We start from the raw sequence: 12,592 nt of genomic DNA on the forward strand, positions 1-12,592 counted from the left end.
TGGGTTAGTCTTTGAATAAGTCACAAATGTAGCCAGAGATTATGTGTAGTAGCAAAAATTAATAGTTTGTAGTTGATAGTTCTTGCATCCCTGTTAGTATTAGCTATTAACTAGTTTAGGAGATATGTTACTCACTATAACCTTTTACACAAATAACCCAAAGCTAGCTAATGGTTTTAACCTAAAGCTAGGCTAAATTAATTAGCCAATACCAGTTACTTATTATCCGAAAAAAAAATAAACAGATAACAAAAAACCAATAACTAATGACTAAGGGCTAGTAATCATGTCACAGGATAAAGAGCATGAAATCCAGATGCAGTTTCTGGAAGAAGCGACGGATTATCTGAATACGCTCGAAGGAGTTCTTCTTGAAATCGACAGCAACCGAATTGATATTGATAAAATCAATGCGGCACTAAGAGCTGCCCACTCAATTAAAGGTGGAGCAGGAATGATGGGGTTTCGTGTGTTAAGCGATTTGGCGCACCGAATAGAAGATTCGTTTAAAGTTTTAAAAACAAAACGAAATTCTGTTTCGGTTGATACCGAGCTTCAAAGTTTGTTGCTAACAGGTGTTGATTGGCTGCGTCAAATCGTCGATTTACATTCGCAGGGTGCCACTTTAGACTCAGAATGGCTAGCAACTTTTTGTAACCCTGTTTTTGATGAGTTGCACGAGCGTTTAGGTGACCCAAGCGAAGAAGATGCTTCGACTATCCTGTCATCAGAAGATGGGCAAGATATAATTCCCCTATTATTTCAGACTGAGGTTGAGGGTTGTTTAGAGCGTCTTGAGTCGATGTTGGCAGACAACCAACCCGAAAGCTTATTGGAAGAAGTCAGCATTATGGCTGCTGAGTTGGGTGGGTTAGGAGAGATGTTACAACTCGAATCTTTTAGCCGTTTATGCGAGTCAGTGGCACATCATTTAGAATACGCCGACCCTGTCCATATTTCTACTATTGCCCGTGCTGCACTTTTATCATGGCGCCGTTCGCAAGCGCTAGTTTTAACGAATCAACTCGATAGTTTACCCGTAGAACTTGATTTAGAAGAAGTTACCCCTGCTAGCACTGATGTAGTTACAGCTATAAATGATACTGAGCATGTCGAGTCAACTCTAGAAGAAATTTCTATAGAAATTCCAGACCACATCGGCGCCGCAGAAACAGCAGTTAGTAAAATAGAGTCAAATTGGCTAAACGACGAAATTTTACATACTGATTTTGAAGCATTAGAAGCAGCGTTTGCAATTGAAAGTGCAGCAGCAGAATTTGAGGAAGTGCAATTAATCGAAACCGCAGATGCATCTAGCATTATCGGTGAAGAATATCAAGATTACCAGCTACAAACCGAGCGTGAGAGTACAGAGCGTAAAGTTGAGCAACCCGAAAAAGCTAGAGAACGTGACCAAGAAAACACAGTACGTGTTCCTAGTAAGCAGCTTGAACAAATCAACGATTTGTTTGGGGAACTAGTTATTCAAAGAAATGGTTTAAATTTACAACTCGAACGTTTACGTAAATTAGTTCGTAACCTTAACCAACGAGTTCAAGTATTAGAGCGTGAAAACCAGTACTTACGTGCAGCATACGATAAAATTTCCACAAGAGCATCTGAGTACTTTAATACATCACCAACAGTAATATCCGAAGTTCCTTCTTACTTTGTTGCCAGCCAAGAACTCGAAGAAAGTTTAGAATTTGCAGATGGTACAGAGGTGCAAAGTATTGAACATCGCTTTGATGCTTTGGAAATGGACCGTTACAACGAGCTTAATCTATTATCGCAAGAGGTAATGGAAACCATAGTTCAGGTGCAAGAAGTTACAACTGACTTACAGTTAAGTCTTGATGATACAGATAATATTTCTCGTAAACTCAATAAAACTTCTAAACAACTCCAACGTAAACTAACTCAAGTGCGAATGCGTCCACTTTCGGACGTATTAGACCGTTTTCCGCGTGCGTTGCGGGACTTGTGTATTGAATATGGTAAAAACGTTCAATTAAAAATAGAAGGTGGAAACACTTTAATCGAGCGCAGCATACTAGAAGCGTTAAACGACCCCTTAATGCACTTAGTTAGAAACGCTTTCGACCACGGTATTGAAGACCCCGCTTCGAGGGTAGCAGCTGGAAAATCTGAGCAGGGAACAATCGAAATTAAAGCTACACACCAAGGCAACCGTACTATTATTACAGTGCGTGATGATGGTCGCGGTATTCCACTCGCTAAAATTCGCAACCGTGCTTTAGCGATGGGGTTAGATGAAGCATTACTTACTGCTGCCACAGAAGAAGAGTTACTATCATTAATTTTTGAACCTGGTTTTAGTACTTCTGAGCAAGTTACCGCTCTTTCGGGTCGCGGTGTTGGCATGGATGTAGTTAGAAACAACCTTAAGCAAGTTCGAGGCGATGTTAAAGTTAATACAAGTTTGGGTGAGGGAACTACTTTTAGTCTCTCTGTACCATTTACGCTTTCCGTCGCACGAGTGCTGCTTGTAGAAAGTAACCGCATGTTATTAGCATTCCCTACCGATATAGTAGAAGAAATTTTCTTGTCACAAGAAGACCTAGTATATCCAATGGGAAATGGAGAAGTTCTTAACTGGCAGGGTAACATGCTGCCATTAGTGCGTCTAGGTAGATATTTAGAGTTTAACTGTCCTCGCTTTGATAACCCTAACTTAGAAACGGCGCCTGCAATTAATGCGGAGTCAGTATTAATTATTCGGGGTAACAACCAACCTGTAGCTGTACAGCTAGACAAAACGTGGGGAGAACAAGAAGTTGCGATACGTTTAGTAGAAGGAAATATTTCATTACCTCCAGGTTTCAATAACTGTACAATTTTAGGTGATGGAAGAGTAGTGCCTTTAGTCAACGCCAGTGAGCTATTATATGCCATTGCAGCGAGTGAGCGTACACCTCGGAACCAACAGTTACCATCTGCACGGTTGAAAACTCCTTTCTTGAACTCAGTTGAAGAAAAACCCGCACCACCAAAAAACCAAAAAGGTACAATTTTAATTGTCGATGACTCAATAAACGTGCGTCGTTTCCTTGCCTTAACTCTTGAAAAAGCTGGATACAAAGTAGAACAAGCAAAAGACGGGCAAGATGCAATTGAAAAACTTCAAACAGGTTTAAGAGTTCAAGCTGTAATTTGCGACATTGAAATGCCACGTGTTGACGGTTATGGGTTCTTAGGACGTGTAAAAGCCAATACTGATTTTAAAGGTATACCTGTAGCCATGTTGACATCGCGAAGTAGCGATAAACACCGTCAACTAGCAATTCAATTAGGCGCCCGTGCTTACTTTTCAAAACCATACAACGAGCAAGAATTACTAAGAACTTTGGAAGAAATTATCTTTCCAATGGCGGGTGCAACTAAATAGTTTATAACATCCCAAATTGTGTAGAGACGTTACATGTAACGTCTCTACATTTTTGTTTGTATCGGTTATCATCAATACATCATTTTTGTGGTAATTACGGTAAATTAGTAGTCAACATTAGAAACCCGGTTTCTTCACGTAATTAATATTACTATAATATGTATAAACCAGAGCTATCATTAAATAAAAAACGGTTGTCCATTTTAGAATATTTTTATAATCTACCAATTAGCCGTAAGCAAATGATAGCGTTAATAGTGTGCGAAATGGTATCTATCCTAGGTATAGGAATGGGCGCCACGCTAATAATTACTCAAGGATTACGAAATCAAATACTTGAACAAGCGAAATCAGAAATTGCCGTTACAGACATAAACTATAATATCAAAGTTAATCAAATGGGGCTTGGGTTTCGTGGACAATCAGATAACCAAGCATTAATTCGTGCAACTAAATTTCATAATTCCGGTAGGTCATTAAATCGAATTTATCGGTCGGAAATAAAGCAAATTTTAATTAATGAAGTCAAAGCTAGACAAATTGAATATGCAACCTTGGTAGGTAAAGATTTAAAGATTATTGCAAATGCCAATACTGACCGAACAGGTGAAGAATTTAATCCAGATAATTTAGTTAGCGAAGTTTTAAATAATCCTAAACAGATTAAAGCGTCTCGTGTTGTGAGTTGGAGTGAACTAAGTAAAGAAGCACCACCCCTACCAACAGGATTTAGTAATCAAGATGCTCTCATTCGTTATACAGTCACACCTGTAAAAGACCCAGTGAATCAAGCTGTTATAGGTGCTTTAGTATCAGGAGATATTGTCAATGGCAAAAATGGGATTGCTAAACAAACTCTACAAGCAACTAGAGGTGGTTATAGTGCGGTTTATTTTTACAAAGCGAATGGAGACTTTGAAGACGCTAGTTCGCTTCATCAAGGAGAGTCTCAAGATATTAACCAAGCTGTATCGAATGTTGAACTGCCTATTGAGAGTAAGTCATTACTTACTGCTGCTGCAAAATCTCCCAACGGTCAAGTTATAACTGGAAGGATGAATATAGGCGCCCAAAGTTATACAATGGCTTTTAAAGCTATTCCCAGTAAAATTATTGAAAATATAGACGAACAGCAAGCTATTTACGATAAAACTTCAACAGCTATTTTAGTTAGAGGAACACCAGAGTCATCGCTGAATAACTTGCTAATGCAAAGTTTATTCCAGCAAATGCTAACGGTGTTTATTGCTTTAATACTAGTTGGCGCCTGTATAATAATATTACGACGGTCAATAGTTAAGCCAGTTGATAACCTTAAAACTGCTGCTCAAAAATTTGCAGACAGCGTAACTACTGAAAATCATAGAGATATTCAAACATCGCGAGCGCAAATTTTTGCAAAAGATGAAATTGGCGAATTAGCAGTCAGCTTCAACACAATGGCTGATACAATTTATACACAAATTCAACAAAGAGAAAGTGAAGCACATTTAGCGTTACAACTTAACGCTATTACAGCAGTAATACGTGAATCACTCGATAGCGAAAAAATTCTAAGAGTCGCTGTCATGAATACACGTAAAGCAATGCAAGTTGCAAGAACGTTATTTTACAGTTTAAATGAATGGCAAAGTCAAGTGGTTGCAGAGTCAGTTGACTATAAATCTAACACACTCTTAGGAGCAAATATAAAAAATCCTTATGATATTAAGGAAAATATAGAAGATTTACCAATTGGTAGCATTAAAGCCGTTAATAATATAGATATTGTTTCCAACACACCGCGCTTGAGTCAAAGTTGTATCAAGTACTTACAACAATTTAACGTCCAAGCATACTTATTGGCGCCTATATTTGTGAATAAAGAGCTATATGGTTTATTCATAGCACACCAATGTGAAGATGCACGTCCGTGGCAAGACAGCGAAATAAATCTATTTAAACAAGTTGCGGTTCAAATTGGTTATGCGTTAGAACAATCTCAACTACTACAACAAGTTCAACAAGGACGAATAATAGCAGAAACAGTTTCTGTTGAAGAACGACGACAAAAAGAAAATCTTCAGATGCAGCTTATGGAACTTCTGCAAGATGTTGAAGGTGCAGTCAGTGGAGATTTAACCGTGCGTGCTGATGTTAGCGAAGGTGAAATTGGAACTGTCGCTGACTTTTTTAACTCTATCGTCGAAAGTTTACGTGATATTGTCACGAAAGTAAAAGCAACAGCAACCCAAGTCAATGAAGCAATCGGTTCCAACTCAGGAGAAATTCGACAGCTAGCAGAAGAAGCACTCGAACAAACAGCAGAAATTAATATCACACTTGAAACAGTTGATAGCATGACGACAGAAATGCAAAATGTCGCTGTTTCAGCACGTCAAGCATCAACAGTAGCTTCATTAGCAGCGCAAAACGCAGAAGAAAGCGAAAAAGCAATTGACCGTACAGTTCAAAAAATAATGCACTTACGAGAAACAGTAGGTGAGACAGCTAAAAAAGTGAAGCGTTTAGGAGAATCAACGCAGCAAATCTCGCGGGTAGTATCATTAATCAATCAAATTGCCGTCCAGACAAATCTTTTAGCCATTAATGCGGGTATTGAAGCAGCACGTGCAGGTGAAGAGGGACAAGGTTTTGCGGTGGTAGCAGAAGAAGTCAGTGAACTTGCTGCACGTTCATCGTCTGCGACAAAAGAAATAGAGAACATTTTAGAAAACGTTCAAAGAGAAGCAACCGAACTAGTACAGGTAATCGAATTAGAAACAACTCAAGTCGTAGAAGGTACGCGAGTAGTAGAAGACGCAAAATACAGTCTTGCACAGATTTTGGAAGTATCGCGTCAAGTAAACTTACTAGTAAACTCCATCTCTAATGCCACAGATTCGCAATTAGAAACATCACAAATAGTCAGTACACTAGTCAAACAAATCGCCTTAACATCGCAGCGTACAACAACATCATCGCAAAAAGTATCACACTCGTTACAACAAACAGTAGCAATTTCGCAACAACTACAGAAAACCGTAGGCGCCTTTAAAATAATGTAGAGACGCGATATATCGCGTCTCCATTACTACAAGACGCGAATACATTGAATTAGACGCGACATGTCGCGTCTCTACATTGAATTAACGTTCGACTTTGACGCCGCGCCAGAAAGCTACATATCCTTCTATTTGTTTGGCTTTATCTTTTGCAGTGGGGTAGTACCAGGCAGCATCTTTGTTAACTTGCCCGTCAACTTCAATGCTGTAATAGCTCGCGACACCTTTCCACGGACAAGTTGTGTGAGTATCGCTGTCTTTGAAATATTCTTTGTTAATTGCGTCAGCAGGAAAATAGTGGTTGTTTTCGACGACTACAGTTTTGTCGCTTTCCGCAAGAACGGCGCCGTTCCAAGTTGCTTTTGCCATGAGTAATTATGGTTATACTGAGAATTTACACTTATTTTACTTTATATATCTTTACATAACACAGCCAGGATGCCTGTGCTACATTACCCTTGTTTTATGGGAATTTTGATGATAAATGTAGTACCTTGTTCTGGTGATGAAATACACTGCAAATCACCGTGATGTTTCTCAGTAATAATTTGGTAGCTAATAGATAAACCCATACCAGTACCTTTACCAATGGGTTTAGTGGTAAAAAATGGGTCGAATAAACGTTTTTGGACTGAAGGTGGGATGCCAGAACCATTGTCTGTAATTTTAATATTTATATATTTATTATTATTCTCAGTTGTTATATTTATATAACTAGGTAAAATTTCAATATCAGCAAGTGGACGCTTAAGGTCTCGTTCTTCTAATGCATCTAACGCATTACCAATTATATTCATAAATACCTGATTTAGTTGACCTGCATAACATTCAACGAGTGGTAAATTTCCGTATTGCTTAGTAATATTAATTGCTGGACGATTAATTGTTGCTTTGATACGATGTTCAAGTATTACAAGCGTACTATCAATTCCTTCGTGAATATTGACTTCTTTATATTCAGCTTCGTCCATTCGAGAAAAATTTCTTAAGGATAAAACAATTTGCTTGATACGGTCGGCGCCCATTTTCATGGAAGTAAGCAATTTGGGTAAGTCTATTTTAATAAATTCAAGGTCAATAGCATTAATTTCTTCTGTAATAGTTGAAGCTGGGTTTGGATGATATTTTTGATACAAGTAAACTAAATGTAGTAAATCATTGATATAACTTTTAGCAGGTTCAAGATTACTGTAAATAAAGCTAACAGGATTATTGATTTCGTGTGCAACTCCTGCTACAAGCTGACCAAGTGATGACATTTTTTCGCTTTGGACAAGTTGCGCTTGGGTACGTTGAAGTTGTTGAAGTGCTTGTTCTAAATCTTGTGCTTTTTGCTGTAAGCTTTCTTCTGCTGCTTTCTTTTCATGAATATCTCGAAGAATACCTTGCATTGCTGTAATGTTGCCCAAACTGTCTAATACAGGTGAAACGCTGCATGTTACCCAAATATATCTCCCGTCTTGATGCTGAATACGAAATTCTATTCCTTCTTGTTTTTTGCCTGTTTCAACAACATATTTACTTAACGCTGTAATTTTTACTACATCTTCAGGATGAACATTAGAACTAGTCTGTTTTCCTATTAGTTCCGATACTTGGTGCCCAAATATATCTACAATTCGTGGAGAAACATAAGTAAATTTTCCGTCGGCAGAGTATTCAAATATAATATCGTTGGCATTTTCAACTAAACCGCGAAATCTTGCTTCGCTAATTCGTAGAGCTTCTTCGACACGTTTGCGTTCGCTAATATCTATACATGTAGCGACAATACGATATATTCTGCCATCGTTATCGAATAAAGGATGTAGTTGAGTTAATAACCAGAAAGTTTGACCATCATGCAGAAAAAAATCTTCAAACGATTTCGTTTGACCAAGCTGTACACATTTATCATAATGTTTTCGTAATTTTGCTGCTTCAATGGCGCCGAATATATCTTCAAATGTTTTCCCTCTTATCTCTTGTCTTTTAATACCAGTTATTGCTTCAGCAGCTTTGTTCCAACCAGCATAGTGATATTCACCATTTTCCAAAACATCCACGACAATAAAAGGATTTTGGGCGCCATCGTAAATACTGCGAAGGAATTGTTCTTGGTTACGAAGGTATTCCTCGTTTCCTTGTAAAGCTTGTTGAATAACTTGACGCTCTTCAATTTCTGCTTTGTGCGTGGTGATATCTTTAACTTTTATAACAAGCTGATGTACCTGCGAATTTTCATCACGTAATGGCGCCACATCTAGTTGCCACCAACTTTGTTTGCCGTCTACCCAAAACTGTTCCTCAAAAGAAACCGTTTTACCTGTACGCACGCACTCTATATACTTTACGCGGTATGGTTTAACTACGGTATCAGGTAAAGTTTCTTTAAGCGTTTTGCCTAATAAAGTTTCGGTTGGCATTACACTCATTCTTTGAAAAGCAGGGTTAAAAGCAGCAAAGCGATATTCTGCACCATTATCCAAAACATCCAAAACCATGATGCCGCACTCCACAACATCCCAAATGTTACGAAAGAAGTCCGCATTTTCTATCGAGTTAGGGGTTAATAGCTTGTCTTGAACTGGGTTTAGATTTTGCTGCTTAATATATTCCATAAGGAGCGTGGCGCCAACGTCGTTTGTATTTATTCTTCCCCTAGAATCGTAATATCTATCACTCTTAACTCTTGTACATGTATTTATTGCTACCAAAAGTAGCTATAATTTAAGATTTTTTATCAAAGGTTAACAATTTACCCATAAAGACGTGTTATTGTTTGGGGAATGTGAGTTGAAAAATCATCCTAAGGTATGATGCAAAATTCTTTTAAGTTGTCCCTTAACCTGGAAGCAGAATTTTTTTTCCAGCAAGGACTGCGCCGTAACAAGACAGAAAAGTTTGAAGCAGCTATAGCGAGTTTTGACAAAGCGCTGCGATGCAAGCCAGAATATCCCGAAGCCTTATTCCAAAAGGGTTTCGCACTAGGTTCTTTAGGTAAACACGAACTGGCTATTGGTTGTTTTGACCAAATGTTAACTTTCAAAAGCGATGATTGCTGGGTTTGGCATAACCGAGCGATAGCTCTTGGTAAGTTAGAACGTTACAACGAAGCACTCAATAGTTTTGAGCGTGCAATCGAGTTTAATCCCAACGGAACAACCGCATGGCACAATCGTGGTTTGACGTTATGTGATTTAGGGAAGTATGAGAAAGCAGTTCTCAGCTTTGACCGTGCGTTAAAGTTACAGCCAGATGCTTATTGGGCATGGTATAACCGAGGTAATGCGCTCAAACAGCTCGAACGTTATGAAGAAGCGCTAAATAGCTATGACCGTGCTATCGAGTTTAGCCCCAAAAACTTGTTGGCTTGGTACTATCGAGGTGTAAATTTAAGTGAATGGGGATGCCATGAAAAAGCGATTCTTAGCTTTGACCGTGCGTTAACAATTCAACCTCAATATTATAAGGCTTGGCTGCACAAAGGCTTTGCTTGGGAACAGTTGAAAAACTACGAAAATGCGATTGCATCTTACAACCAAGCTTTGGAACTGGCGCCTAGTGATGACGCTGTTTGGTATAACAGAGGTCGTTGCTACATGGTACTACAGAATATCGACCGCGCGGTAGAAAACTTCCGTCAAGCGATAAGCATTCATCCAGGTAAATATTTACAAATTATCCAAACAGATGCTCAATTTGACTCATTACGTCAAGACGAACGCTTTCAAGCTCTACTCAATTGCTAGCCATAAATGCTAGACGGTATTATAAGCGCGTTTATTATTACGCATAAAGTGGGTGTGGGTTCAAGTCAAAATTATTTTATAATTGCGCGTATCTAATACCGATTAGCCATATACAATTAGTGAACTAAATATAACTTTGACCACCTTTGTTGTAGGATGCTAGCTAGGGTATGTAAACCCCAAATTTCACAGCGATAGTGCCCAACAGCAATTACAGACATTTGAGTATCAATAACTGCCTGTGCAGCTGGTTGTCTAAGTTGTCCTGTTATGTAAACATTAACACCGTGTGATGCGGCTTCTCGTACCAGCAAATCTGTCATGGCGCCAACCACCGCAACTTTTTTGACTTCGTTTTCACTTGCCGCCCGTATTTGCTCGTACCCATTAAATATTTCTTTTACACAATTAAATATATCAGTAAACGTTTGATTAGGCGCCTGTCCAATCATCCCAATTGGTCTATTTTGCTTTTCTCCAAATACTTCTAAATTAGAAAAGCTTAATACATCAGCCAAGCGAGTATTAAATCCTAGTGTCAAGGATTCATCAAACGGCAAATGATAAGAAATTACTCCTATATCGGGTGGGAGTTGTTCGACATCAAGCTTCCAAGGTCGATGTAAAAATAATGCATCAATATGTTGATTTGCTACCCAGTTATATAAACCATCCCAAGGTTCTAATGCTAAACCCAAACGTTTGATGGAGCGCGTGGAGGGAAGGTATATACCACCTTGTTCATCTTCGTTATAGCGCTCAACCTGGAAAAATGTGTTGAGAAATTTAGTAATTGTGTCTAAATGCATGTTAATCCCAACCCCCCCCTTAATAAGGGAGGGCTTTAAATTCTTTTTTTTTCTAAAAATAAAATAAACTAAAAACCCCTCTTATTCCCCCCTTATTAAGGGGGGTTAGGGGGGATTTAAAATCTATATTATTTTACAAATGATAGAATTTCCAAAAATGTATCTAAAGGTTGAAAATATAGCATTCAATTTTGATTATTTTTAGATGTTTCAATAAATCTCCTAATCTCCTCTATGATCCACACTTTTTCATCCCGACTCAAAAACAGTCCAAACTTAAGCTTCTTTGACCCAGTTTTTAAAGCACAGTAAAAATTAGTAAACTTCCAAAATAGAAGCTTATATTGTTCTAACCGCACTTCTGATATATTTTGGTCAGCAGTAAATTCGCTCTTGATATTCCAGAAATTCAATAAACTTTTTACTACTTTAATTTCTTGCCAAGTCATTATTTCAATGCGAGTATGAAAAATGCCACTAAAAAGTAAACTTTTTGTAGCAGTAATCCAGATACTAGCAGCCATTTGGAAACTAAGCATCACCATTAGCGTGCGAAAATATACTTCTACTTCTTGTTGTAGTCGAAGTCCTGGTTCTACAACTTGAAAAATCAAATCATATATAACTACTAGGCTAAAAACACTTCCAAAAAGCGGCGCCATTCCAAGCCAAAAGCTTTGCGGGCTATTTAAAAGAGTGCTAGGAATATCAACAATCAATTTATTGATTGTTTGTGTTAATTGAATTGCAGTGTTTTTAGGACGCTTATAAATTAAAGGACATGGTGGTAAAGATTTTCCAAGTAAAGCTTCTAAAGCTTGTTGGGCAGAAGTAAATCTTGCTGCACTAACAGGTTCAATCATCCGCTCTAACCAATCTGCATAATGTTTTGACAATTGAATTGCTGATTTAAAATTAATTTTTAGCTGACGTTGTGGTAAATCTGCTGGAGATTGACCTGTGAGTAAGAATAAAAGCGTTGTTCTAAGTCCGTACAAATCAGTTGACAATACAGCTTGACCCCGAAATTGTTCAGGCGCCATATATCCAAATGTCCCAACAATAGTGCTTCCACCAGTCACGGTATTTTGATATGTATCTTGAACGGCGCCGAAGTCAACAAGAAATATTTTGCCGTCGTCAGAGCGAATAATATTTTGTGGTTTGATATCGCGATGAATAACCGCAGGAGTCAACTGCTGTAAATAAACAAGAATTTTTAGAACTTGAGCCGCGATAATTAGCACTTCTTTGATAGTTGGGTGCCAACCTTCATTTATCCAATCAAATAGAGGTTTTCCAGGTGCTAGTTGTTGAACGAGATAGAAAGCTTTTTCTTCTTCAGTTTCAACTTGAAAATAATCTATATATTGAGGAATACTAGAATGTTCAAGGTTTGCGAGGATTTTGGCTTCTCGTTCAAATAGCTCTAGTACTTTCCAATCATTGATTCGATGTAAAGAAAGGACTTTAAGTGCTACAGGTTTTCCAAGTTGTAAATCATTTGCAGCATAAGTAATACTAGTTCCACCATGTCCTAAAATTTTGATAATTTGATAACGCCCTGCAATTATATCAGCAGTATTTAAAGTATTCATG

At 38.1% G+C, this 12,592-nt stretch carries 7 protein-coding genes; 3 read left to right on the forward strand and 4 right to left on the reverse strand.

Annotation, left to right across the window (positions count from 1 at the left end; translation table 11 throughout):
- Window positions 1-286: 286 nt before the first annotated feature.
- Together DSM106972_RS29615 and DSM106972_RS29620 are read left to right on the forward strand one after the other, a co-directional pair.
- Window positions 287-3,409 (forward strand): hybrid sensor histidine kinase/response regulator, encoded by a 3,123-nt coding sequence (locus DSM106972_RS29615; RefSeq protein WP_127084050.1) that lies wholly within the window; start codon window positions 287-289, stop codon window positions 3,407-3,409.
- 158 nt (window positions 3,410-3,567) lie between these two features.
- On the forward strand, window positions 3,568-6,456 hold the full coding sequence (locus DSM106972_RS29620; protein WP_127084051.1) for a methyl-accepting chemotaxis protein: 2,889 nt from the start codon (window positions 3,568-3,570) through the stop codon (window positions 6,454-6,456).
- A gap of 81 nt (window positions 6,457-6,537) precedes the next feature.
- Here DSM106972_RS29620 and DSM106972_RS29625 read toward each other — a convergent pair whose 3' ends face one another.
- Window positions 6,538-6,822 (reverse strand): DUF427 domain-containing protein, encoded by a 285-nt coding sequence (locus tag DSM106972_RS29625; protein WP_127084052.1) that lies wholly within the window; start codon window positions 6,820-6,822, stop codon window positions 6,538-6,540.
- An 83-nt stretch (window positions 6,823-6,905) separates the two neighbouring features.
- A complete protein-coding gene (locus DSM106972_RS29630; RefSeq protein WP_233787925.1) occupies window positions 6,906-9,149 on the reverse strand; it encodes a PAS domain S-box protein in 2,244 nt (747 codons plus the stop codon).
- A 102-nt stretch (window positions 9,150-9,251) separates the two neighbouring features.
- Here DSM106972_RS29630 and DSM106972_RS29635 point away from each other — a divergent pair, with 102 nt between their 5' ends.
- On the forward strand, window positions 9,252-10,184 hold the full coding sequence (locus DSM106972_RS29635; RefSeq protein ID WP_127084089.1) for a tetratricopeptide repeat protein: 933 nt from the start codon (window positions 9,252-9,254) through the stop codon (window positions 10,182-10,184).
- Window positions 10,185-10,300: 116 nt separating this feature from the next.
- Here the strand turns inward: DSM106972_RS29635 and DSM106972_RS29640 are convergent, their stop codons facing one another.
- Together DSM106972_RS29640 and DSM106972_RS29645 are read right to left on the reverse strand one after the other, a co-directional pair.
- The gene (locus tag DSM106972_RS29640; protein WP_127084054.1) at window positions 10,301-10,993 is read right to left on the reverse strand and encodes a Nif3-like dinuclear metal center hexameric protein; all 693 of its coding nucleotides are present in this window, start codon (window positions 10,991-10,993) and stop codon (window positions 10,301-10,303) included.
- A gap of 185 nt (window positions 10,994-11,178) precedes the next feature.
- Window positions 11,179-12,591 carry a serine/threonine protein kinase gene (locus DSM106972_RS29645; protein ID WP_127084055.1) on the reverse strand — a complete coding sequence of 471 codons (1,413 nt, stop codon included), beginning with the start codon at window positions 12,589-12,591 and terminating at the stop codon, window positions 11,179-11,181.
- Between the last annotated feature and the right edge of the window lies 1 nt (window position 12,592).

It is taken from the genome of Dulcicalothrix desertica PCC 7102 (genome assembly GCF_003991905.1).
GTDB classification, from domain to species: domain Bacteria; phylum Cyanobacteriota; class Cyanobacteriia; order Cyanobacteriales; family Nostocaceae; genus Dulcicalothrix; species Dulcicalothrix desertica.

Excerpts from the sequence above, each read along its gene's own strand:
- DSM106972_RS29615 (WP_127084050.1), top strand. The coding sequence starts at position 287 with ATGTCACAGGATAAAGAGCATGAAATCCAGATGCAGTTTCTGGAAGAA.
- DSM106972_RS29645 (WP_127084055.1), bottom strand. The coding sequence starts at position 12,591 with ATGAATACTTTAAATACTGCTGATATAATTGCAGGGCGTTATCAAATT.
- DSM106972_RS29640 (WP_127084054.1), bottom strand. The coding sequence starts at position 10,993 with ATGCATTTAGACACAATTACTAAATTTCTCAACACATTTTTCCAGGTT.
- DSM106972_RS29620 (WP_127084051.1), top strand. The coding sequence starts at position 3,568 with ATGTATAAACCAGAGCTATCATTAAATAAAAAACGGTTGTCCATTTTA.
- DSM106972_RS29635 (WP_127084089.1), top strand. The coding sequence starts at position 9,252 with ATGCAAAATTCTTTTAAGTTGTCCCTTAACCTGGAAGCAGAATTTTTT.
- DSM106972_RS29625 (WP_127084052.1), bottom strand. The coding sequence starts at position 6,822 with ATGGCAAAAGCAACTTGGAACGGCGCCGTTCTTGCGGAAAGCGACAAA.